Consider the following 24,062-nt stretch of genomic DNA (forward strand, 5'->3'; position numbering starts at 1 on the left):
GTGAATGCGCTTTCAGAAGAAATATCGGTACGGAAGAAGAAGCGGACGGTCGGTCGGGTGAGCGCCCCAACGGTGTACGACGTCGCCGAGCGGTCGGGGGTCTCGATCGCGACGGTCTCGCGGGTCTACCGCAACCCGGATTCCGTCCGCGCCCAGACCCGCGAACGGGTTCTCGAAGCAGCCCGCGAGCTCGGTTACGTACCCAGCGGGAACGCCCGCGGACTGGCCAGCCGGACGACCGGCGTGCTCGGACTCTGCTTCCCCGACTACGCCGACCCGGACGCCGAGGCCGACGCGGAGGCGGACAGCGACGCCGACGACGCGGTGATGCTCTACTCCGACCAGATCATCCGCGGCATGGAACGGGCGGCGCGGCGGCACGGATACGCCCTGCTGATCGCAGCATCGCTGGAGGGCGGGCCCGAGAGCCTCGTCGCGAAGGTCGCGGGCCGGGTCGACGGCTTCGCCGTACTGGCGCAGACCGTGCCGACCGAGGACCTCGAAGTGATATCGCGCCGGCTGCCGGTGGTGATGCTCGCCGGGCCGCGCGAGATCGACCACCTCGACCACATCGTCGTCGCGAACGCGGACGGCGAACGCGAACTGGCCCGCCATCTGATCGAGGACCACGGACTGCGCAGGCTCGCCTTCATCGGGGGCGAGGTGGAGTCCCCGGACGCGGAGGCACGGTTCCGCGGCTTCCAGCAGGCCTGCCGGGACGCCGGGCTCCCGGTGCCGGACGCACCGGACCTGCGGGCCGAGATGATGACGCAGGCCGAGGGCGCCCGGACGGCAGAGGCACTGCTGGACCGGAACACGGGCCTCAGCGACTCCGAACGCCCGCAGGCGATGCTGTTCGCCAATGACCAGATGGCGGTGGGCGCACTGCGCGCACTGGAGCGGCGGGGGGTGCGGGTGCCCGAGGACCTCGCCGTGACCGGGTTCGACGGGATCCCGCTGAGCCGGATCGTACGACCATCACTGACGACCGTACGGCAGCCGATCCGCCAGCTGGGCGAGCAGGCGGTCGAACTGCTGGTGCAGCGCCTGAGCAACCGGGAACGCCCCCCGGTCTCCCTCATGCTCCCGGTCTCGCCGGCTCGCCGGGCCAGCTGCGGCTGCGGCTGACGGACGCCGGAAGTCACCCACGACCGGGCGCGCATCCCAGCGTCTCGGGCACCTGAGGACAACCCGGCAGCCGGCTGACCCCAGTCCCCCGGGATCAGCCCGAAGGAACCGGTCCGCCCGGCGCCCGAGGGCAACGTGTGAGGACGACCCGCCGACCGGACGACGCCGGCCCCGATCCGCCTGACGGCGGGGCTATGCCAGGTACGTACCGAAGAACCGCCGCCGGTTCTCCCGCAGCTCCGCCGCCTCCGCCGCGAGCCCCTCGTGCTCGAAGTGCCCCGCGCTCAGCACCTGCAGTTCCCGCGGCCCGCTGAGCGCATTGTGTACGGCGAACTGACCGGGCGGCGGCACCGCCGGATCGAACAGCGCGGCCGCCACCAGTGTCGGCAGCTCCACCTGCGCGGCGGCCGCCGCCGCGTCGAAGTACCGCAGCACATCGGTGACTTCAGGGTGCTCCCGGTGGTGCGCGCGCACCGATTCACCGCTGCCGATACACGGCAGCGTGATGCGCAGCGAGTGGTTCCCGAACGTCGGCACCGTCAGCTGAGCGGCCCCGAACCGGTCGTCCCACGGCAGGGCCAACGCGCCGAGTCCACCGCCGAAGCTCTCCCCGAGGTAGCCCAGGCGAGGAGCCCCCTCCCCGCCCTCGGGAGCCAGCTCCGGGACGAGCTCGTGCAGCGCCGAGGCCGCGCACCACAGGTCGGCCACACAGCCGCCGATGACATACGTGTCGCGCGACTCGATGCCGTGCAGGACATGCGCGTCGGCGGCGTCGGGGATGCCCGGCTGCAGGCCGCGGCTGCCCATGCCGCGCACGCAGGGCAGGATCGCGGCGGACCGGGGCAGCGGCAGCGGCAGATCGGGCCCGGGTTCCTGCCGGCCGCCGTAGCCGTGGCCGATCACGAATCCGTGCTCCGCCGCCCCCTCGGCAGGCAGTGCGAGCCAGCCGCCGATCCGGGCCCCACCCACGGAGGTGTACGCCACACCGTGGATCCGGAGCCCGTCGCGCTCCGCCTCCAACGGGCCGATCCGCGGCTCCGTGGCGACCTTGCGGGCCTCGTCGTGGCGGGCTCGCCAGAAGGCCGCGAAATCGCCCGGGGCGGCAGGCGGTGGGACGCGCAGGAGCTCATCGAGCGAGCGCCCGTAGGACGGATCGAACGGGAAGTCATGCGTGAACGAAGCCATGATCGCGACAGTATCGCCCCACCATTTCCGATCCAGACCACTTACCGAATCGGTCACATCGGCTTCATATTCACAAACGCCCCGTTTACGGTTCCAAAGTCGAACATCCGGATGTCCGGCACGTTGCACGAGTGTGACCTAGCACCCTCTTGCGCATCCCCGAATATGTGTCGCAGAGTGATGTATGCGCTTACAGGCAGCGCATACATTCGGATTGCTCAAGGAGGAGCCCTCCATGTCCCGCACCGTCAGAACCGCCTCGGTCGGCATAGCAGTCGCTCTCGCATTCGGCATCACCGCGTGCGGCAGTTCCGGTGGCGACGACGTCGCCGCGGACAAGAAGCAGACGATCACCGTCTGGGCCATGGGGGCCGAGGGCGAGAAGCTCGCGGATGTGGCAAAGGTCTACGAGAAGTCCCACCCGAACATCACCGTCAAGGTGACCCCGGTCGGCTGGGACGTCGCCCACCAGAAGCTGGTCTCCGCGGCCGCCGCCGGCACCATGCCGGACGTGGCGCAGATGGGCGGCAGCTACATGGGCGAGTTCTCCGAGCTGGGCGTCCTGGAGCCGGTGGACACCAAGACCTTCGACAAGAAGGACTTCTTCGCCTCCGGCTGGAGCCAGGGCGAGGTGGACGGCACCGCGTACGGCGTGCCGTGGTACGTCGACACCCGCGTCCTCTACTACCGCACCGACCTGGCCGAGAAGGCCGGCATCGACAAGGCCCCGACCAACTGGAAGGAGATGCAGGACCTCGCGACCGCCTACCAGAAGAAGGCCGGTACCAAGTGGGGCCTGTCCATCCAGCCCAGTGGCCTGGACACGGTGCAGAACTTCTACTCCTTCCTGTACTCAGCCGGCGGCGAGATCGTCAACGACAAGGGCGAAGCCGTCATCGACAGCCCTGAGGCCGTCAAGGCACTGAAGGAGTACGGCTCGTACTTCGACAAGGGTCTCTCCAACAAGTCCGTGCAGCCCGGCTACGACGTCGTGAAGGACTTCGGCAACGGCCGCGTCCCCATGTTCTTCGGCGGCCCCTGGCACGTGACCCTGCTGGACGAGGGTCAGCCGCAGATCAGGGGCAAGTGGGCGGTGGCCAACGTCCCCACCGACAAGTCCTCCGTCTCCATGGCGGGCGGCTCCTCCCTGGTGATCTCCAAGGACAGTGAGCACAAGGCCGCTGCCACGGAGTTCATCAAGTACCTGACCGACACCAAGGGTCAGGCCGACTGGTACAAGCGCACCAAGGACCTGCCCGCCAACACCGCGGCCTGGACCTCCGGAGCGCTCGCCGACGACGCCAACCTCCAGGTCTTCAAGAAGCAGATGGACACTGCCAAGGCCTCTCCCTCGCTCGCCAAGTGGACCGAGATCACCGACAAGGTCGACCAGGCCATCGCGAAGGTCACCCAGGGCAAGGCTTCCGCCGAGGACGCGCTGAAGACGGCGCAGTCCCAGATCGAAGGCCTCGTGAAGTAGGAGCCATGAGCACCACGACCGGAAAGGCCGCACAGCCGGCCAAGGTGCACGCCGGGCCGGGGACCTCCGCGTCCCCGGCCGCCGGGCCACAGGGGCGCCGGGGTCGCAAGAGGGCTTCGATGGGTGTGCAGAACGCGGCCGGCTGGCTGTTCTCCACTCCCTTCCTCGTCCTCTTCACCGTCTTCATGGCGTTCCCGATCTTCGCCACTCTGCTGATGAGTTTCACCGACTTCGGGCTGCGCAATGTCACGCACCCGCTGGACGCGAAGTTCATCGGTTTCGAGAACTACGTCAATCTGTTCAGCGACGACAAGTTCCTCAAGTCGCTCTTCAACACGGCGTACTTCGTGGTCATCGGTGTCCCCCTGACGATCTTCCTCGGGCTGGTCGCCGCGGTGCTGCTGAACAACGGCATCGACCGGGCGCGGACCTTCTTCCGGGTCGGTTTCTACGCTCCGGTGGTCACCACGATCGTCGCGGTCGCCGTGGTCTGGCGGTTTGTCCTGGACCCGAGCGACGGACTGATCGCAGGTCTCTTCACCGAAGTGGGCCTCACTCCTCCGGACTTCCTCGGCTCCGAGACGCTGGCGATGCCGTCGATGATCGCCATGGCCGTATGGCGCAACCTCGGCACGGTCATGGTTCTCTTCATTGCGGGACTGCAGGCCATTCCCACCGAGGTACGGGAAGCCGCGAAGCTCGACGGTGCCGGTGTCTGGCACGAGTTCCGCAGGATCACCGTGCCTCTGCTGCGGCCCACGCTCCTCTACGCCACGGTCATCACCACCATCGGCTACCTCAACGTCTTCGAGGAACCGTTCGTGATGACGCAGGGCGGACCCTCGGACTCCACCCTCACTGTCTCGCTGAACATGTACCGCGAGGGCTTCAACTTCTTCCACATGGGCTATGCGAGCGCCATGGCGTATGTCCTCTTCGTAGTGATCATGGGCATCACTGTGCTCCAGCTCCGACTGCTGAAGGACAACACGAAATGAGCGCCACCCGTGCACCCGGCGCCGTCCCGACGGCGAAGTCGAAGGAGCCGATCCGGCCCCAGGGCGTGAAGAGGACCCGGAACCCCAAGCGGCCGCTGGTCTACGTCCTGCTCTCGGTCGGTCTGCTGATCATGTCGGCACCGTTCCTCTGGATGGCTCTCTCGGCCTTCAAGACGTCGAGCGAACTGTCGGCCAGCCCTCCTGTGTGGATCCCCACCGAGTGGACCCTGGACAACTTCCGGGACCTGCTCGACAAGCTCGATCTGCCGCTGTACTTCATGAACTCGGTGATCGTGGCGGTGCTGGTCACCCTCTCGAACCTGGTGTTCTGCTCGATGCTCGGCTATGCCCTGGCCAAGCTGAACTTCGTCGGACGCAACAAGATCTTCGGGCTGGTCCTCGGCGCCCTGATGGTGCCCGGCAACCTGATGCTGCTGCCGCTCTTCGTGCTGATGAGCAAGCTCCAGCTGATCGACACCTACGCGGGGCTCGTGCTGCCCTTCGCCGCCGGAGCCTTCGGTGTCTTCCTGATGCGGCAGTTCATGCAGTCGATCCCGGACGAACTGCTGGAAGCGGCCCGGATGGACGGCGCCGGAGAGTGGTACATCTTCTGGCGGATCGTGATGCCGCTGGTGAAGCCTGCCCTCGCAACGCTCTCGATCTTCACCTTCCTCGGTTCCTGGAACAACTTCGTCTGGCCGCTGATCGCGACCAACGACCCGGACAAATACACCCTGCCGGTGGCACTCGCGACCTTCGCCACGGATCCCAACAAAGCTGGTGGCTCCAACGGCATGCTGATGGCCGGGGCGTTCCTGGTCGTGCTGCCCGTGCTGGTCCTGTTCATCGCGCTGCAGCGCCACTTCACCCAGGGCATTGCCACAGCCGGCATGAAGTAGCCCGCCCGGCCAAAACGCACAAGGCCGCACCCCACTCCCCTGTCGGCCACACCCCTCCATGCACCAGAAAGACATTTTGCGATGACTCACACCCAGGTCCCGTTCCCCGAAGGCTTCCTGTGGGGCGCCTCCACGGCGGCCCACCAGATCGAGGGCAACAACACCAACAGCGACTGGTGGGTCAAGGAACACACCACGGGCACCCACATCCAGGAGCCCAGCCTGGACGCCTGCGACAGCTACCACCGCTGGCACGAGGACATGGACGTGCTCGCCGGTCTCGGTTTCACCGACTATCGGTTCTCCATCGAGTGGGCGCGCATCGAGCCGGCCGAGGGCCAGTTCTCGCGGGCCGAACTCGCCCACTACCGCCGCATGGTCGAAGGCGCCGTCGAGCGCGGCCTGCGCCCGATGATCACCCTGCACCATTTCACCGTGCCGCAGTGGTTCGAGGCGCGCGGTGGCTGGACCGCCGAGGGTGCGACCGAGCTCTTCGCCCGCTACGTCGCCGCCTGCGCACCGGTGATCGGTCAGGACGTCAGCCACGTCTGCACCATCAACGAGCCCAACATGATCGCCGTGATGGCCGGCCAGGCCAAGCGGGGCGACAACAGCTTCCCGCCGGCCGGGCTGCCGACCCCGGACGACGAGACCACCCAGGCCGTCATCGCCGCCCACCACGCCGCCGTCAAGGAGGTCAAGGCGATCAACGCCGACATCCAGGTCGGCTGGACCATCGCCAACCAGGTCTACCAGGCGCTCCCGGGCGCCGAGGACGTCACGGCCGCGTACCGCTACCCGCGCGAGGACATCTTCATCGAGGCCGCCCGCGGCGACGACTGGATCGGCGTCCAGTCCTACACCCGTACCAGGATCGGCGCCGACGGACCGATCCCGACGGCCGAGGGCGTCGAGCGCACCCTCACGCAGTGGGAGTACTACCCGTCCGCGGTGGGCTACGCGCTGCGCCACACCGCCGAGGTGGTCGGCAGCGAGGTGCCACTGATCGTCACCGAGAACGGCATCGCGACCGATGTCGACAGTCGCCGTGTCGACTACTACACCGGGGCTCTGAACGAGGTCGCGTCCGCGCTGCAGGACGGTCTCAACGTTCAGGGCTATCTGGCGTGGAGCGCGCTCGACAACTACGAGTGGGGCTCCTACAAGCCCACCTTCGGTCTGATCGGCTGGAACCCGGAGACCTTCGAGCGGCTGCCGAAGCCGTCCGCCGTCTGGCTGGGCGAGATGGGCCGCACCCGCACCCTGCCGCGCATCGCCGACTGACGAAACCCCACAGACCGGGAGCCACCTGACGGCCCCCTCCAGTGCGGGAACCGGCGGAACCTGACGGCCGCCGGTTCCCGCGCTGCACCCTTCGGCGTGCCCGACGCCCCACGGCCTCGGACGTGCCGACAGCCACACCCGAAAACCGCGCCATCGGCGCAGCCACACCCGCGGCCGTCTACCTGCCGCCGCATCGAGCACGCCACGAAATCCCCCCATCCCCCTTCTGCCACCGGGAGCTGGACCTTCATGGACCGTCGCACGTTCATCACCGCTGCAGGGACCGGGGCTGCCGCCCTGTCCTTCGGAGCCGTATCCGCGTCCTCCGCGAGCGCCGCTCCGACCGCTCGATCCGGTCAACCCACGCATGCCTCGCATGGCGCACATCCTGTTCATGCCTTTGATACACCGCTGCTGCTGCGCTGGTTCCGCGACACGTACCACTCGATCGAGGCAATGACGACCGACCTCGGTCTGGCCACGGACAAGATCGATGTCAGCGGGTCCGGCGGACCCGTCCAGTCCCGCCAGACGTCGCCCACCAATATCGGCTGCGGACTCTGGTCGACCGTGGCCGCGGGCGGTCTCGGCGTGATCGGCGACGCCACAATGCACCGCAGGCTCGAGCGCACCGTGCAGGCCGTCGAGAAGCTGGAGCGCCACCACGGCTTCTGGCTCAACTGGTACGACGCGCACGACGGTTCGGTGCTGTCCGAGTGGCCCGGCACCGGCGACCCGGTCCGCCCGTTCCTCTCCTCCGTCGACAACGCCTGGCTGATCACCGGCCTGCGCATCGCCGCCGACGCCTCGCCCGCGCTGCGCCCGCGCGTCTCCCGGATCCTGGCTACCGCCGACTGGTCGTACTACTACACGCCGTACGACCCGGCCGACCCGGTCGCCGGCCCCGGCCAGCTGCGCGGCGGCTTCTGGCCCGACACCGAGGAGCCCACCGGTCACCATTACGGCGCGCTCAACACCGAGCCGCGCATGGCAAGTTACCTCGGCATCGCGGACGGATCACTGCCGGCTGACCACTACTGGCACCTGCTGCGCACGATGCTTCCGGAGCACGGGCAGGAGCAGCATCCGCAGGGTTCGTACGTCGCCATGGACGGCATCCGCGTCTGGCAGGGCCACTACAACCACCGCGGCCGGAAGATCGTCCCCAGCTGGGGTGGTTCGATGTTCGAGGCGTTGATGGTGCCGCTGTTCGTGCCGGAGCCGGAGTGGTCGCCGCAGTCCTGGGGCCTCACCCACCAGCGTTACGTCCGCAGCCAGATCGAACACGGCATGGACGAAGCGAAGTACGGGTACTGGGGTTTCTCCCCCGCCAACATTCCCGAGGGTGGTTACCAGGAGTACGGCGTCGACGCCATCGGCATGCAGGTTGACGGCTATGCCTCCAATACCGACCGCACGTACACCACGGACGGCGCGCCGCTGCCGCCCGCGTCGGCATTCACGAACGGTGTGGTCACCCCGCACGCCTCATTTCTCGCCCTGCCGTACGCACCGGTGGAGGCGATCGCCAACCTGCGGGCGCTCGATCGCGACTTCGGCGCCTACCACGACGGTTACGGCTTCCGGGACTCCGTCAATGTCCGCACCGGACGGGTCAGTGATTACATGCTCGCCCTCGACCAGGGCATGATCGCCGCGGCACTGGCCCAGGCGATCCGCCCCGGCCTGCTGCAACGGCCTTTCAGGACGGGCGGGTTCCGGTCGAAGGTGCGTCCGCTGCTCGCCAAGGAGCGCTTCTCCATCTGACCCCCCGGCGGCGTGCAACGGGGTCAGTTCCAGCCCTCGCGGTACGTCGCCCAGTCACCTTCCCGCGCGGCGAAGTCCACATAGAGCGCGACTCCGAACCGTTCCCGGCCGCGGTCCGTGCGTCCCAGACCCAGTCTGGTGCCGCGGACCGCGGCCTCGACCGTCTCCGCCGACTCGTGGTGCCCGAGATCGTCCTCGTGGAAGAACGGCAGGCCCATCAGCAGATCGGTCTCCCGGGGAGTCACTTCGAGGGCGAGCGCGGTCTGCTCCGCGACGTAGCCGCCGTACATGCCCTCCAGCGGCATCCAGCTGTCGTACGACATGACGGCGATCTGATCCACACGCCGTGCCACTTGCCCGAAGAACTTCTGCGACCACCACTTGGGGCTGCCGCTGAGCGTGCCCACGACGCTGTGCGCGGCGGGCAGCGGGTCGATCTGGTGGGCGGCGACGGAGAGCGGTGCCGATCGGGCCTGTGTGAGGGCGTGCAGGTCGTCGAGCAGCGAGAGATAGTGCCGGTCGCCGGAGTGCAGGGGTTCGAGGTCGAAGTGGACACCGTCGAAACCGGCATCGAGGATCTGCCGCGCGGAGGCGACCACCGCGGTGCGGGACGCGGACCGTTCCAGACGAAGCCCGTCGGGACCTTCGGTGGCCAGGACGTCGCCGAGCCAGGCCTGCACCCGGATGCCCGGCAGAGTGCGGTGCACGGCATCGAGCAGCCATCGCGCCTTCGGGTAGCGGGTGGTGGGCAGTGTGCCGTCGTGTTCCAGGGGCCCGGCATGGACGTACAGGTCCTTGATCCCGGTCCCCCTGATCCGGGCGGCGAACGCGGCGAGGTCCTTGTCGGTCTTGCGCCCGTCGACCCAGGCGTGGCCCAGCCAGACGGCATCACGGCCGCGGGTACGGGTCCCGGCGCCGGGATCGCCGGAGTAGTTGATCCGCAGCGCGACACCCGCCGTGACCACCGGAACCACCATCACCAGGACGAGGCCGAGCGCGATCCGTCGCGGCCAGGTCTCCCAGAGCCGGCTCCAGCGGAACAGGCCCACCCGATTCCGCACAGCACCGGCCATAGCTCTCATACGCATACGCACTCCGGTACCCCCTTGCTTGTCGGCGTGCCGTGGCAGTATGACCGCCATGACTCCTCCCTGCCGAAGGGCCGATGCCGCGTAAGCAGCCCGGCGCGCTGCGCGCCGCCCAGCAGAGAACGGCAGGATGGTTGTTCGAGCCGGGCAGGATCCACCGGCTGTCCCTCTCCACCAGCGCCGCGATCCGTCGTGTGGAGCATGAGAACGATGGGTGCACGGTCTTCCCGGGTGCCACGGCCGCAGCCCTGCGTCGCTGTCACTCCTTCTTCGGCCTCCCGGGCCGCACGCTGTACCCCGGCCTCGCCGACTGCCCCTGCCGGGGCTGCTCGCTCGACGACGTGACCCTTGCCAGGGACGTGCTCGACGACGTCCTGGCCCTGCTGCCGCCCCGACCGCAGGCCGAGCTGGGCCGCCTCGTCGCCCGAATCGACAGGGAGCTGTTGCGCCGGACCCTCCCCGATCCGCGCGCGCCCGGTCATCCGTGGCGACGGGAGGCGTGGTGGCGGATGCGGTTGTACGACGGCGTCATCGATCCCCCGCAGTGCGGACCGTAGGACCCCACCGCGGAGGATCACGTCGCGACAACGCCGGGCGGACCGCCGGGTCGCGGGTGACTGAGGGTGGACATAACCTCACAAAGGTGATGCAGCTCGTGAGCCGTACCCGGATCCTCATACCGGGCCGCGCCCTCGTCGCCGTGCTGTTCGCGTTGGCCTGGCTGGCCCTTCCCGCTGCGCCGATCGCCCGCGCCGACGACCCCGTGACGTTGTCCCGGGACGGGCAGATCACCGACAAAGTGGGTGCTCTCGGTGATCGAAGGTCCGAAGTGGTCGCCGCACTCGACCGTCTCTACGCCGACCGCCGCATCCAGCTCTTCGTCGTGTATGTACGTGACTTCTCCGGCCGTTCCGCGCAGAACTGGACCGATGAGACCGCCCGTAAGAACGGGCTCGGCCTGGAGGACGTGCTGCTCGCTGTCGCCACACACGACCGGCAGTACGCGTACACCGTCGACCAGGGCTCCCGCCTGACCGACGCCCAGCTTCGGGACGTGGCGAGCACTGCCATCGAACCGGCCCTCAGGGAGAGTGACTGGGCGGGCGCCGCCATCGGAGCGGCCGACGGCTATACCGCCGTGCTGGCCGGGAAGGCCGTGCCCACCCCCGCCGTCACACCCGGCGCCAACGATCCCGGAACGGGGAATCCCGGCGGGACGAGCGCCTGGGACCTGCTCCTGCCCGTGGCCCTCGCCGGCGGGGCGGGAGCGGTCGCCGCCCATGCGTACATCCGCCGGAAGAAACGCACCACGACCCGCACCACTCCCGGCGCGACCGGCTGGGGACGGGGCGCCCCTCCGCCGGAGCCGCCGACTCCGCTTCCGGAACTCGATGCCCGGGCCAAACAGACGCTGGTGGACACGGACGACGCGGTCCGCACCAGCGAAGAGGAACTCGGTTTTGCCACCGCGCAGTTCGGGGAGGAGACCGCCGCCCCGTTCACTGGGGCCGTCACGTTCGCGAAAGACGAGCTGACCGCCGCGTTCCGGTTGCGCCAGCAGCTCGACGACGCCTTCCCCGAGGACGACGCGACGCGCCGTCGGATGCTGGACGAGATCATCAGTCGTTGCACCGAGGCCAACACACGACTCGACGCCGTGTCCGAGGACTTCGACGGGCTGCGCGCACTGGAACGCAACGCTCCGCAGGCCGTGGCCACCGCCGAGTCCGCTTTCCGTACGCTCGCGGGCCGGGTCTCGGCGGCCGACACGGTTCTCACCACGCTGCGCAGTCGGTATGCGGAATCGGCCTCCTCCTCCGTCACGGGCGATGTCGAACAGGCGAAGGACCGTCTCGTCTTCGCGACCTCGAGTCTCAACCAGGCGCGACAGGCGGTGGACAGGGGCAACAACGCGGCAGCCGCGGTGTACGTACGGGCCACCGAGGGCGCGGTCGGTCAGGCGACCACCCTCGTCGACGCCGTGGACCGGCGGGCCCAGGAGCTCGCGGAGGCGGCGGCGAAGCTGCCGGCCGCACTCACCGAGACAGAAGCCGATCTGGCCGATGCGAACGGGCTGCTCGAAGGCACCGCGGAAAACGTGCCGACCGCGGATCTGCGGGGCCGGATCGCCCGGGCCCGGTCGGTGCTCGGCGAGGTGAAGAGGGAGCTGGCGGCCGGGCCTTACGACCCCATCGATGCGCTGCGCAGAGTGGAGGAGGCGGATGCGGCGCTCGACAAGGCGCTGGCCGGGGCGCGCGAGCGGGAGCAGGGCCATCGCCGCGCCCAGTCCCTGCTCGACCGGGCGACGCTCACCGCACGCTCGGCCATTGCCGCAGCCGCGGACTACATCACGACGAACCGCGGGGCGGTGGGCAGCCAGGCCCGGACCCGCCTCGCGGAGGCGCAGCGGCGACTGGAGCGGGCCCGGGAGCTGGCCGGGAACGACGATCCGCAGGGCGCGCTGGCAGAGGCGCACCGGGCGGACTCGCTGGCCGGACAGGCGCAGAGCCTGGCCGAACAGGATGTGCGGGCGTACGGGAACCGAAACGGTCCGGGCGGTGTACAAGGAGGCGGAGGCGGGATGAGCGGGGCAGTCCTCGGCGGGATCATCCTCGGCGGTCTCCTGGGCGGCGGGGGCGGCGGCTACGGAGGGGGGTTCGGGGGCGGATTCGGCGGGAGGGGTAGCGGGGGCGGGCCCGGCAGTTTCGGCGGCGGGGGCACCCGTGGCCGGCGGGGCGGCGGCGGCCGCTTCTGAAAAATCGGCGCAACATGCGCGCGAGCGTTCGGACTGCCCGTACGGCCTGCCCGATTCGCACAGCCCATGGAATTCATACGGTCCACACGGCCCATACCAAGGAGAGGTGCCATGACCAAACAAACCATCCTCGGCCGCGTCACTCAGCTGGCAAAGGCCAACATCAATGCGCTGCTGGATCAGGCGGAGGATCCGCAGAAAATGCTGGACCAGCTGATCCGCGACTACACGGCGAACATCTCGGAGGCCGAACAGGCGGTGGCGGCGACCATCGGCAATCTGCGGCTGATGGAGCAGGACCACCGGGAGGACGTCGACGCCGCCAAGGAATGGGGCGACAAGGCACTCGCCGCCAGTCGCAAGGCCGATGAGCTGCGGGCGGCGGGCTCGGCAGAGGAGGCCGACACGTTCGACAACCTGGCCAAGGTCGCGCTCGGCCGCCAGTTGCAGTCGGAGAAGGAGGCGAAGACCGCAGAGCCGACGATCGCCGCGCAGACGGAGGTGGTGGACAAGCTCAAGTCCGGCCTGGACCAGATGAAGAACAAGCTGACAGAGCTGAAGTCCAAGCGGGACGAGCTCGTCGCACGCGCCAAGTCCGCCCAGGCGCAGAACCAGATGCTGGACTCCGTCAAGAACATCAATGTGCTGGACCCGACCAGTGAGCTCAGCCGCTTCGAGGACAAGGTGCGGCGCGAGGAGGCGAAGGCGATGGGCAAGCAGGAGCTCGCCGCATCGTCCCTGGACGCCCAGTTCGAGCGGCTGGACAGCCTGGGCGACAGCGCCGAGATCGAGGCCCGGCTTGCTGCCCTGAAAACGGCGTCATGACCGCCGCACCCGGAGCGGCAGCCGTTCCGACCCCAGGTCCCGGTCCCGCGTTCAGAACATGCTCAGCAACTGCTCGACCGTGCGTTCTGCGGCCGGTTCCCCGTCGGGCAGCGGCAGCTCGAACCAGACGGTCTTGCCGCGCGGAGTCCGCCTCGAACCCCAGGCCGCACTCAGCAGTCCGACCAGCTGCAACCCGCGCCCGCCCTCGTCCGTGTCGCGTGCTCGGCGTCGCCGCGGCTGGACGAGACCCGCGTCCCATACCTCGCACACGAGCGTACGGTCGCGCAGCAGCCTGAGCCGGATCTCGCCCTCGCCGTAGCGCAGAGCGTTGGTGACCAGCTCACTGACGAGCAGTTCGGTGGTGTCCACCAGGTCATCGAGTTCCCAGGCGAGCAGTTGGCGACGGGCCAGTTCGCGGGCACGGCCGACGGAGCGTGGTTCGCGCGGCAGCCGCCAGTCGCCGACCGCGTCGATCGGCAGCCCCTGGATGCGGGCCATCAGCAGGGCGATGTCGTCCTCACCGTGCCGGGTGTCGAGGGTGGTCAGTACGTGGTCGCAGACGTCCTCGAGCGGGAGCTCGGGTTCGATGAGGGCGTTGCGCAGTGCCTGCAGTCCTTCGTCGAGCGGGTGGTCGCGGGACTCGACGAGACCATCGGTGTAGAGGGCGAGGAGGGCACCCTCCTTCAGTTCGACCTCGACTTCCTCGAAGGGTTCGCCGCCGACGCCGAGCGGCATCCCGGGCGGGACGTCGAGCAGCAGGGCGGGTTCGCCCGGCTCGACCACAACAGGGGGGAGGTGTCCGGCGTTGGCAAAGGTGCACCGCCGGGTGACCGGGTCATAGACGGCGTAGACACAGGTCGCCAGATAGACCTCGGAGAGATCTGCATCCCGGGCCTTGTGGGACGCCCGTGACGGCCACTGGGCGCCGCCGAGGCCGTCGGAGGGGGAGCTGACACCGGGGGTGCCCAGACCGCGGGCGACCTCGTCGAGGGCGGAGAGCACCTCGGCGGGTTCCAGGTCGAGGAGGGCCAGGGTCCTTACGGCGGTGCGCAGTTCGCCCATGGCGACGGCGGCCCGCAGTCCACGGCCCATGACGTCGCCGACCACCAGGGCGGTGCGGTGTCCGGGGAGTTCGATCACGTCGAACCAGTCGCCGCCGACCTCGGTCGCGGTGTTGCCGGGGAGATAACGGCAGGCGATGTCGAGACCGGCGGCCTCGGGATCGCCCGGTGGCAGCAGGCTGCGCTGGAGGATGAGCGCGCGCTCGTGCTCGCGCCGGTAGAGGCGGGCGTTGTCGATACAGACGGCGGCGCGGGCGGCGAGTTCGGTGGCGAGGGCCCGGTCGCGTTCGCCGAAGGGTTCGCTGCCCTTGGTGCGGGAGAACTGGACGAGACCGACGACGGTGTCATGGGCGACCATCGGAACGGCAAGGGTGGACTGGACGAAGCCGCGGTCGTCGCCGGGGACGTCCTCGACTTGGCCGGTCCGCAGGGCTATGGAACAGGGGGAGTTGAAGGAGTAGCGGTGGACGGCGCCCAGGGCGGGCGGGTTGATGGCATCGTCGGTCGAGGCGCTGTCCGGGGCGGTGGCCGGAAGGGCATCCGACACAGCACTGGCGAAGGCGACACGGCGCAGTTCCGCGGATCCGCCGACGGACTCGTGGTGGAGCGAGCCCCAACTGCCGGGCGGCGCCTCGTCGCCGGTGAGCAGCCCCTGATAGAGGTCGACCGAGGCGAGGTCGCAGAAGCCGGGTACAGCGACGCCGAGGAGTTCGCGGGCGGTGGTCTCCAGGTCGAGGGAGTTGCCGATGCGGGCGCCGGCCTCGTTGAGCAGGGCGAGGTTGCGGCGGGCGCTGGCGGCCTCGCGGGCGGCGATGTGTCGGCGGGTGACATCGGTGGCCAGTCCGGCTATGCCGATGGGGCGGCCTGCTCCGCTGTGCACGCGGTAGAGGTTCATCGACCAGTGGCGGCTCTCGGAGTCGCCCGGCGCGGTGCCGACGAGTTGGAGATCGGTGACGGAGTCCCCGGTCTCCAGAACACGCCGGAGTGTGGCGGTGAGCCGCTCGGCCTCGGGGCGGGCGAGATAGTCGTCGACCGTGCGGCCGCGGTGGTCGTCGGCCTGGCCGCCGAAGACGGTGGCAAAGCGCTGGTTGGCGCGCACGACCGTGAAGTCTGTGCCGAACAGCACGAAACCGAAGGGAGATTGACCGAAAATGGCCTGCGATGCCGCAAGGTCCGTCTCGATACGCCGCAGGGCGCGGACGTCCACGACGATACAGAGGGCGGCCGGTTCCCCGCTCTCCGTCTCGCTGGGCATGACATAGACCTCGGCAAGACCGTGCACGGCGTTCTCGCCTGGCATCCGGAAGGGGACGAGGCCCGTCCACTCCTTGCCGTCGAGTATCTCGCCGACCCGGCGATGGCCACCGGTGCGCAGCTCTGCGGGCATGAAGGTCTCGACCGGGTCCCTGCCCACCGCCTCGTGCGCGGCAATGCCGAAGAGGCCGGCGGCCCGGCGGCTCCACTGCTCGATCAGCCCGTCGGGGCCGATCGAGAAGGAGGCGACCCTGATGTAGTCATAGATCGAGCCAGGCGGGCTGCTCTGCCACACGACGTCGCCCGCTGTCCCAGGTATTTCGCTCACGCGACCGTCCCCTCCAGCTCACACACCGGACCGGTCCTGCCCGCAGTATTCAGCACTACGGCGCTTACCGACACGGCGTTCACGATCACAGCACGGCCACAGTCCCTTTCAGCCAGGTTCTGCCCGACCTCTGGTGATCGCTGTGCGTCCCACCCCCACTCCTAACCAGGGAGGGCCAGCTCGAACCACACCGTCTTGCCACTCTTTCCGCGCCGGGTCCCCCAGCGGCGTGCGGAACAGGCCACCAGCTGCAGTCCTCGGCCACCTTCGTCGTCGGGTGCGGCAGCACGTTCGGTGGGCGGATCCGGAAGCGGATCGGAGACTTCCACAAGCAGTCCGGGGCGGGCGTCCGGAACTTCGCCATCGAGGTGGGGGCGCACCAGCCGTACCCCGATGGGGCCCGAGGTGTAGCGCAAGGAATTGGTCACCAGCTCGCTGACCAGCAGGACGGTCACATCACCGACGGCCGCGTCGAGTCCCCACCCCCGCAGCGCCTCGTGGACCGCATGCCGAGCAGTACGGACGGCGCCGGGCACTGCTGGAAAGGTCCACTCGGCGCAGTCGCCTTCGGTATCGATCACGCCGATCACTTCCCAAGACCAGCAACGAGGAACGTCCTGTTTACGGGGGCTAATCAGCACATACCCGATATTTAGGGCGGCCTATCGCCGGAATCGACGCGTAGGGCGTACGGGCGTACGGCGACGTGCGCGCAGCGCGGGCACGGAGGGGGCACCCGATCAGTGGCGTGCACCGCCCGGCAAGCTCCGGGTCGGCGCGGTCCCGGTCGGTGTGGATTCGGTCGGTGTGGATTCGGTCGGCGCGGATCCGGCCGGGAGGCGGCGCATGGCTTCGGCGACGGCGGGCCGGTCCTGATCCAGCCAGTCGATCTCGTCACCCTCGCCGGGCCCGAGCCAGCGCAGCTCGTCGTGGTCCTGGAGCGGTGCGGGCACGCCGGACACCAGTCGCGCGGTCCACACCCGGAGTACGTATCCGGGCTTGAGCGGCCACTCGCCGGGGATGCGCTCCAGCGGCTCGGCCTCGACGCCTAGTTCCTCGCGGAGTTCACGTACGAGCGCCTGTTCGCCGCTCTCCCCCGGCTCCAGCTTTCCACCGGGCAGCTCCCAGCGGCCGGCCAGCTCGGGCGGCGCACTGCGACGCGCGGCCAGCAGGCGCCCCTGGTCATAGACGGCTCCGGCCACCACCACGCGATCACTCATAGGCCGGAGCGTAGTCCCCGGTTCCGCCCCTCACAGGCCCCGCCCCGTACCACCCCCGTTGCCGCCCGCCGGTCACGGCCGGGCGCTCTGCCCCATGCGCTCCACCCAATAGAGCTGCTTGTGTCCGCGATTGTCGAGCTTGTCGGCGATCTTCTGCGCCTCGTCCCGCGTGGCGTACCTGCCGACGCGGTACCGATTGCCGTTGTCGTCCTGCCGTATCACCAGCCAAGGGAGCACGGCACCGCCGTCGCTCATCGTGTCCCTCCCGAGCATTGAGCCCCTCCCCTGAACGGCGTGCACGCCTCTAAGGATCCCCAGGAAACCGCAGTACGCATATGCCCGAGCGTACGCCTGACCTTTACGCAACGCATACGTAATTACACAAAGAGGCACCGATCCGGCCAACGCGAAGGGGCGCACCCATTCGGATGCGCCCCCAATGCCTCGCGGAGTGGTCGTGCCGCTTACACCTCCGCCACCTCCGCCAGCTAGGCCGGCCCCGGCGCCGTGCGCAGCGTCGGCATCGGCATCGGCATGAGGACCGGGCCGGCGGTCGGGTCCTTGCGGCAGATGTCCCCGCACTCCGCGTCCAGCGAGCAGCACAGCGAACAGATCGGTCCCGACTGGACCGGGCAGTCGGCGATGTCCGGGAGCTCGTAGGCGGTGTCGCAGACCGAGCAGGTGTGGGTGGCGGTGAGGTCCTCGATCTCGACGCCCGGCCCGTTCACCGGGTTGGGGCGGGCCAGGTAGTACGCGCCCTTCGTCGCCCACGCGATCAACGGGCAGAGCGTCAGGGAGAGTCCGGCGGCGATGAAGGTCGAGAAGGCCTCCGCGTAGGTGCCGAACAGCCCGAAGAAGGCAAGGATCGAAACGGTCGAGGAGATCACCATCGCGCCGAATCCGGCCGGGTTCACCGCGTACAGGTAGGCGCGCTTGAACTCGATGTACCGGGGACTCAGACCGATCCGCTTGTTGATGACCAGGTCGGCGGCGACGGCTGCGATCCAGGCGATGCCCACGTTCGAGTAGAAGCCCAGCAGTTTGTTGAGGGCCGCGAACATGTCCATCTCCATCAGCGTGAGCGCGATGGCGAGGTTGAGGAAGATGTACCAGACCCGGCCCGGGTGCTTGTGGGTGATGCGGGAGAAGAAGTTCGACCAGGACAGTGAACCGCTGTAGGCGTTGGTCACGTTGATCTTGATCTGGGAGACGATCACGAAGACCGCGGCGGCGGGCAGGGCGAACGAGCCGAGCCACGGCCTCAGCGCCTCGATCTGCGGTGCGATCGGCTCCAGTGCGTGTGTCTTGCCGACCGCCTCCAGCGCCACGAAGGCGAGCAGCGCGCCGCCGAGCTGCTTCGCCGCCCCGATGATGACCCAGCCGGGCCCGGCGGCGAGCACAGCGAGGTTCCAGCGGCGCTTGTTGGCCTCGGTCTTGGCGGGCATGAAGCGCAGATAGTCGGCCTGTTCGCCGATCTGGGCGATCAGCGAGAGGGCGACGCCCGTGCCGAGTCCGAACCCGATCCAGGAGAAGCCGGAGCCCGCGCCTTCCGTACCGCCGAAGGAGCCGAACGCGCCCCAGGCGTCCGGTGCTTTGAAGGCGAGTACCACGAACGGCAGGACCATGCCGACAATCCAGATCGGCTGGGTCCAGGCCTGCACCTTGGCGAGCGCGCCCATGCCCCGGAAGACGATCGGGATGACGATCAATGTGGTCAGCAGATAGCCGGCCTGGACCGGCAGCCCGACGGCCTGGTGCATGGCCTGCGCCATGATCGAGCCCTCGAGGGCGAAGAAGATGAAGGTGAAGGACGCGTAGATCAACGAGGTCAGCGTCGAGCCGAAGTAGCCGAAGCCGGCGCCGCGCGTGACCAGGTCCATGTCGAGGCCGTACTTCGCACAGGCCCGGGCGATCGGAATACCGGTGAGGAAGATGATCGTCGCCGCGGTGAGGATCGAGGCGAGACCGCTGGTGAAGCCGTAGGTGAAGACGATCGAGGCACCGATCGCAAAGTCGGCGAGATAGGCGATCCCGCCGAGCGCGGTGCCCGCGACCACCGAGGGCGACCAGCGCCGGAAGGAATGCGGTGCGTAGCGGAGGGAGTAGTCCTCCCGGCTCTCGTCGGCGGCGAGTCCGGCATAGCCGCGTCCGGGAGGCGGCGGGGCGGCGACCGGTGTCCCGGCAGCCCCGTCGGATCCCGAAGCTCCGGCGGGCTGCGCCTGCGGGACCCCGGCCGTCGTGGGGGTGGCTGTGTCCGTCATCGGTGACTTCCCGTTCGTCTGTCCGGTGTGCGGGTACGAACGGGAAGGTAGGAGCAGGACATGACAACTCGTTACGGCCAGTGATTGCCCCTCGGTTACGGGAACCGAGGGGGCGTTAACTCGTCGTCACGGGCCCCGGACAGGCCGTCCGGGTATCGGTCACTCGACAGAAATCCCGGCCGGGAGCCCGCCGGGCGCCAGGAAAAGTCCCGCCGGAGCACTCGGCAAAGGGATCGGCGCCGAGCTCGACCGAGGGCTCGACAGCGGGCCCCGATGAAGCCCACCTGCGCGCGAACCGCCGCTCACCTGACAGGAAGGTGGTAGGCGATCCGGTAGCGGTCGGCGGGCACCACCACGTCCGCCGTCTCGACCGCCCGCCCCGACGCGTAGTACGTGCGCCCGATCACCATCACCACATGACCCGGCACACCGCCGAGCGCCAGGAGCTCCTCCGCCAGCCCCGGGCGCGCGCCGACCTGCTCGACCACGTTGTCCACGACGACGTCGATCGCGGCCATCCGCTCGACCACCCCGCAGCCGCCCAACGGGCCCTCCTCCGGCAGCATCACCGGCGTACGCCCCGTGATGGCGAGGGGCTCCCAGGAAGTGGAGAGCATCATCGGCTCCCCCGCTTCCCGGAAGATGTATCTCGTACGCATCACCCGGTCACCCGTCTCGATGCCGAGCCGTTCGGCGATCTCCGGGCTCGCCCCTTCCTGCTCGCTGCGGGACTCCCACGTCCCCCGCACCCCGTCCGCCGTCTGTTCCTGGCTGAACGGGCTGGCACCGGCGCCCGGACGGTTTCCGGAACGGGCGATGCGACGCGGGACCGGGCGCTCGCGCACATACGTACCGGAACCGGAGCGCCCCTCGACCAGCCCTTCGGCCATCAGCACCTTGCGCGCCTCCAGCGCGACCGTGTCGGAGACTCCGTACTCCTCGCGGATACGGGCCTGCGACGGCAGGCGCGTATGCGGCGGCAGCGAACCATTGGCGATCTTCTCTCTCAGATCGCTCGCAACGCGCAAATAGGCGGGCTGCTCACCGAAAGTCACAGGCCACTCCCAACAGGTTGACAGTCTGCAACAGCCTGGCAACCGTCGGTTGTGGACCGCAAGCACAGGCCAAAGTTTCACCCGAAGTGATGACATGGCGCCGCACGACGCATACCCGCCTCCCGGCCGCCCCCCGATCACCCGCGACCGGCCCCCACCCCTTGACCACGCTTGGTCCAGACCAATAACTTCCTCTGCACACGGCACGACTCACAGCACGGCTCTCGTACTTCTCGGCACACGCACAGGAACGGGCCTCATGCGTCGAAGAACCCTGTCCGGACTCGCCCTTGCCGCCTCCGCCCTCTCGCTCGCGGCCGGCATCGCCCCCGCCTCCGCCTCCGCCACGGCAGATCGCCCCACCAGCGGCACCGGAAGCGACGGCCGCCATGCCGCCGCGTCCGCCCCCGCCTACAAGCGCGTCGGCTACTTCACCCAATGGGGCGTCTACGGGCGCAACTTCCAGGTCAAGGACCTGGACACGAGCGGTGCCGCCGCCAAACTCACCCACATCAACTACGCCTTCGGCAACGCGAGCGCCGACGGCACGTGCCTGGCCGGCAATGTGCCCGGTGAGGCGGACGCCTGGGCGGACTACGTCCGTCCGCTCGACGCCGCCGGGTCGGTGGACGGCGTCGCGGACACCGACAGCCAGCCTCTCGCGGGCAACTTCAACCAGCTGCGCGAGCTCAAGGCCAAGCACCCCGGTCTGAAGGTGATGATCTCGCTGGGTGGCTGGAGCTGGTCCACCCACTTCTCGGACGCGGCCCGCACCTCCGCCTCCCGCAAGAAGTTCGTCTCCTCCTGCATCGACCTGTACATCAAGGGCAATCTGCCGGTGGACGGGGCGCGCGGCGGCGAGGGAGCCGCAGCCGGGCTCTTCGACGGCGTGGACATCGACTGGGAGTGGCCCGGCTCCGCCGGCGACACGGACACGGTCTACCGCCCCGAGGACAAGCAGAACTTCACCGCCCTGGTGCACGAGTTCCGTACCCAGCTCGACGCGTACGCGAAGAGCAGCGCGAAGGCGCGGAAAGGGAAGGGCCACGGCGCGAGGCCGAAGCACTACGACCTCTCCGCGTTCGTCCCCACCGCCCCCGCCAAGATCGACGCGGGCTTCGACGTGCGCCGCATCATGCGGGACTTCGACTTCGTGAACCTCCAGGGTTACGACTTCCATGTCTCCGGCGAGAAGACCACCGCGCAGCAGTCCGCGCTGTACGCGAAGGGCGACTTCAGCGTCGACCAGACCGTCGGCGACTGGATCGAGCGCGGCGCCCCTGCCCGCAAGCTGGTGATGGGCATGCCGTTCTACGGTCAGGGCTGGACCGGCGTGACGGGCGGCGGCGACGGTCTCGGCCGGCCGGCCGCGGCCCCCGCACCCGCCACCTGGGCGGCGGGCTACGAGGACTACAAGGCCCTCAAGAAGCTGGCCGACTCCGGTACGTACAAGATCCACCGGGATGTGAGGAACGGGCACGCCTGGCTGTTCGACGGCACGACCCTGTGGACGTACGACGACCCGCAGGTGCTGCGCACCAAGACCTCGTACATCCGCAGCCACGGCCTCGGCGGTGCGATGTTCTGGTCGCTGGACGGGGACACGGACGACGGCGAGCTGATGACCGCCGTCGACCAGGGCCTGGGCCGGCATTAGCAGGCGAGAGGGTGCGGGGGCAGCCGCCCCCGCACCCTCGGTCCGTTCACGGACCCGCCGTCGCAAGGATCAGAACTGCAGGGCCCAGGAGTTGATCTTCCCGGTGTCGGCCGCGGCATTGTCGCTGACCCGCAGCTTCCAGGTCCCGTTGGCCACCTCCGACGAGGCGTTCACCGTGTAGGTGGTGATCACGTTGTCGGTGCTGCCGCCCGTTCCGTACGCCTTCAGGTTGTAGACCGACCCGTCGGGCGCGACCAGGTCGATCTTCAGGTCGCCGATGTACGTGTGCGTGATGTTGACGGGCACGCTCAGCGCCGCGGGTGCGTTGCCGGTGACACCGGTGACGGTGATCGGCGACTCGACCGTGGAGTTGTCGCTGATGGTGTAACTCGTCGTGTTCTCGAACTTCGGGCCCGGCGGCGTCGTGGTGCCGCTGCCGACGTTCAGCAGCCGGTTCGGCGAACCCGTGCCCGGGCTGGTCACCACTCCGGTGCTGGCCGCGGCGACCAGTCCGGCGGAGACCTGTGCGGGAGTGTCGGCGGGGTGGTCGGCCAGATAGAGGGCCGCGGCGCCGGCGACGTGCGGGGTCGCCATCGACGTACCGGAGATGGTGTTGGTGGCGCTGTCACTGGTGTTCCAGGAGGAGGTGATCGACGAGCCCGGGGCGAAGATGTCCAGCACGCTGCCGTAGTTGGAGAAGCTGGAGCGGGCGTCGGTGCTGGTCGTGGAGCCGACGGTGATGGCCTCGGTGACGCGTGCCGGGGACTTGGTGGAGGCGTTGGTCGACTCGTTGCCCGCGGCCACGGCGTAGGTGATGCCGGACGCGATGGAGTTGCGCACGGCGGCGTCGAGCACGGAGTCCGCCCCTCCGCCCAGGCTCATATTGGCGACGGCGGGCTTGACGGCGTGCGCCGTCACCCAGTCGATGCCCGCGACGACCTGTGCGGTCGTGCCGGAGCCGCTGTTGTCGAGGACCCGCACGGCGACGATCTTCGCCTTCTTGGCGACGCCGTACGCGGAACCCGCGACGGTGCCCGCCACGTGCGTGCCGTGGCCGTAGCCGTCCTGCGCGGTGTTGTCGTTGTCGATGGCGTCGTAGCCGTACGAAGCCCGGCCGCCGAAGTCGCTGTGGGTGATCCGGACACCGGTGTCGATGATGTACGCGGTGACACCCTCGCCCGCCTTGTCGGGATAGGTGTAACTCTGGTTCAGCGGCAGGGTCTTCTGGTCGATCCGGTCCAGTCCCCACGAGGGCGGTGACGGCTGGGTGCCGGAGACCGTGAAGGTCCGGTTCTGCACGACGGACTCGACGGCCGGGTCCGCGGCGAACTTCTTCGCCTGCGCCTCCGAGAGCTCGACCGCGTAGCCGTTGAGGGCGGCACGGTAGGTCTTCTTGATCGTGGCGCCGTACTCCTTGGCGAGCGCCTTGCCCTGCGGGGAGCCGGCCTCAGCCGCCGCCTCGTCGAGCGTGACGATGTAACTGCCGCTGATGGCGCCCGGCGCGCCCGCGTTCTCGATCCGGCCTTCCGCCGCGGCGCCGGCCGCGGTGGCGGGGAACGCCGCCGCGGTGGAGAGCGCGAGGGCGGCGCCTGCTACGGCGCTCGCCGCAGCGAATCTTCGACGCGCGTGGGGGGTGTGACGCATCACTGACATGTGAGGGATCCTCCTCAATTGCGGTGCGTTGGTGTGGCGTTGCGGGCCGCCCGGGAACGGATCGAGCGAGATAGCATGAGCATGACAATCACAACGCCGGTTTCCGCGCTGCCCGTTCCCTGCTGTCTGCGAAAGATTGACCGATCCATAGGAATCCCACAAGA

The 24,062-nt window shown here is 69.0% G+C and carries 19 protein-coding genes; 10 read left to right on the top strand and 9 right to left on the bottom strand.

Going from position 1 to position 24,062, the window contains the following annotated elements; genetic code table 11:
* Positions 1–57: 57 nt before the first annotated feature.
* Positions 58–1,128 carry a LacI family DNA-binding transcriptional regulator gene (locus OG395_RS22310; protein WP_327244536.1) on the top strand — a complete coding sequence of 357 codons (1,071 nt, stop codon included), beginning with the start codon at positions 58–60 and terminating at the stop codon, positions 1,126–1,128.
* Positions 1,129–1,320: 192 nt separating this feature from the next.
* Here OG395_RS22310 and OG395_RS22315 read toward each other — a convergent pair whose 3' ends face one another.
* Complete coding sequence (locus tag OG395_RS22315; RefSeq protein ID WP_327244537.1) at positions 1,321–2,313, bottom strand: acetylxylan esterase; 993 nt, start codon at positions 2,311–2,313, stop codon at positions 1,321–1,323.
* Between the two features lie 235 nt (positions 2,314–2,548).
* Between OG395_RS22315 and OG395_RS22320 the strand changes: the two genes are divergently transcribed.
* The 5 genes from OG395_RS22320 to OG395_RS22340 all read left to right on the top strand — a co-directional run bounded on the left by OG395_RS22320 (position 2,549) and on the right by OG395_RS22340 (position 8,741).
* Positions 2,549–3,793, top strand: coding sequence for a sugar ABC transporter substrate-binding protein (locus tag OG395_RS22320; protein WP_327244538.1), 1,245 nt, complete (start codon positions 2,549–2,551; stop codon positions 3,791–3,793).
* A gap of 5 nt (positions 3,794–3,798) precedes the next feature.
* Positions 3,799–4,791, top strand: a complete 993-nt coding sequence (locus OG395_RS22325) for a carbohydrate ABC transporter permease (protein WP_327244539.1) — start codon at positions 3,799–3,801, stop codon at positions 4,789–4,791.
* A complete protein-coding gene (locus OG395_RS22330) occupies positions 4,788–5,690 on the top strand; it encodes a carbohydrate ABC transporter permease (protein ID WP_327244540.1) in 903 nt (300 codons plus the stop codon). Before OG395_RS22325 ends, OG395_RS22330 begins: the two co-directional genes overlap by 4 nt.
* 81 nt (positions 5,691–5,771) lie before the next feature.
* Positions 5,772–6,974: a glycoside hydrolase family 1 protein gene (locus tag OG395_RS22335; RefSeq protein ID WP_327244541.1), complete on the top strand. Its 1,203-nt coding sequence runs from the start codon at positions 5,772–5,774 to the stop codon at positions 6,972–6,974.
* 249 nt (positions 6,975–7,223) lie between these two features.
* Positions 7,224–8,741: a glucoamylase family protein gene (locus tag OG395_RS22340; protein WP_327244542.1), complete on the top strand. Its 1,518-nt coding sequence runs from the start codon at positions 7,224–7,226 to the stop codon at positions 8,739–8,741.
* Between the two features lie 23 nt (positions 8,742–8,764).
* Here OG395_RS22340 and OG395_RS22345 read toward each other — a convergent pair whose 3' ends face one another.
* The gene (locus tag OG395_RS22345) at positions 8,765–9,718 is read right to left on the bottom strand and encodes a hypothetical protein (RefSeq protein WP_327249416.1); all 954 of its coding nucleotides are present in this window, start codon (positions 9,716–9,718) and stop codon (positions 8,765–8,767) included.
* 188 nt (positions 9,719–9,906) lie between these two features.
* On the opposite strand from OG395_RS22345, the gene OG395_RS22350 reads away from it, so the two are divergent.
* The 3 genes from OG395_RS22350 to OG395_RS22360 all read left to right on the top strand — a co-directional run bounded on the left by OG395_RS22350 (position 9,907) and on the right by OG395_RS22360 (position 13,409).
* Complete coding sequence (locus OG395_RS22350) at positions 9,907–10,386, top strand: hypothetical protein (RefSeq protein WP_327244543.1); 480 nt, start codon at positions 9,907–9,909, stop codon at positions 10,384–10,386.
* A gap of 89 nt (positions 10,387–10,475) precedes the next feature.
* Positions 10,476–12,584, top strand: a complete 2,109-nt coding sequence (locus OG395_RS22355) for a TPM domain-containing protein (RefSeq protein WP_327249417.1) — start codon at positions 10,476–10,478, stop codon at positions 12,582–12,584.
* A gap of 111 nt (positions 12,585–12,695) precedes the next feature.
* Positions 12,696–13,409 carry a PspA/IM30 family protein gene (locus tag OG395_RS22360; protein WP_327244544.1) on the top strand — a complete coding sequence of 238 codons (714 nt, stop codon included), beginning with the start codon at positions 12,696–12,698 and terminating at the stop codon, positions 13,407–13,409.
* Between the two features lie 51 nt (positions 13,410–13,460).
* On the opposite strand, the gene OG395_RS22365 is transcribed toward OG395_RS22360, so the two are convergent.
* The 6 genes from OG395_RS22365 to OG395_RS22390 form a co-directional block, all read right to left on the bottom strand.
* On the bottom strand, positions 13,461–16,019 hold the full coding sequence (locus OG395_RS22365) for a SpoIIE family protein phosphatase (RefSeq protein ID WP_327249418.1): 2,559 nt from the start codon (positions 16,017–16,019) through the stop codon (positions 13,461–13,463).
* A gap of 194 nt (positions 16,020–16,213) precedes the next feature.
* The gene (locus tag OG395_RS22370; RefSeq protein ID WP_327244545.1) at positions 16,214–16,642 is read right to left on the bottom strand and encodes an ATP-binding protein; all 429 of its coding nucleotides are present in this window, start codon (positions 16,640–16,642) and stop codon (positions 16,214–16,216) included.
* A gap of 150 nt (positions 16,643–16,792) precedes the next feature.
* Positions 16,793–17,272 (bottom strand): (deoxy)nucleoside triphosphate pyrophosphohydrolase, encoded by a 480-nt coding sequence (locus OG395_RS22375; RefSeq protein ID WP_327244546.1) that lies wholly within the window; start codon positions 17,270–17,272, stop codon positions 16,793–16,795.
* 72 nt (positions 17,273–17,344) lie between these two features.
* A complete protein-coding gene (locus tag OG395_RS22380; protein ID WP_266981936.1) occupies positions 17,345–17,527 on the bottom strand; it encodes an SPOR domain-containing protein in 183 nt (60 codons plus the stop codon).
* Positions 17,528–17,760: 233 nt separating this feature from the next.
* Entirely contained in the window at positions 17,761–19,533 is a 1,773-nt protein-coding gene (locus OG395_RS22385) for a purine-cytosine permease family protein (protein ID WP_327244547.1), read from the bottom strand.
* Positions 19,534–19,835: 302 nt separating this feature from the next.
* Positions 19,836–20,588: a GntR family transcriptional regulator gene (locus tag OG395_RS22390; RefSeq protein WP_327244548.1), complete on the bottom strand. Its 753-nt coding sequence runs from the start codon at positions 20,586–20,588 to the stop codon at positions 19,836–19,838.
* A gap of 259 nt (positions 20,589–20,847) precedes the next feature.
* Between OG395_RS22390 and OG395_RS22395 the strand changes: the two genes are divergently transcribed.
* Positions 20,848–22,245 (top strand): glycoside hydrolase family 18 protein, encoded by a 1,398-nt coding sequence (locus tag OG395_RS22395; RefSeq protein ID WP_327244549.1) that lies wholly within the window; start codon positions 20,848–20,850, stop codon positions 22,243–22,245.
* 69 nt (positions 22,246–22,314) lie between these two features.
* On the opposite strand, the gene OG395_RS22400 is transcribed toward OG395_RS22395, so the two are convergent.
* On the bottom strand, positions 22,315–23,898 hold the full coding sequence (locus OG395_RS22400; protein ID WP_327244550.1) for a S8 family peptidase: 1,584 nt from the start codon (positions 23,896–23,898) through the stop codon (positions 22,315–22,317).
* Positions 23,899–24,062: the final 164 nt, after the last annotated feature.

It is taken from the genome of Streptomyces sp. NBC_01320 (assembly GCF_035974375.1).
GTDB classification, from domain to species: Bacteria; Actinomycetota; Actinomycetes; order Streptomycetales; family Streptomycetaceae; genus Streptomyces; species Streptomyces yanii.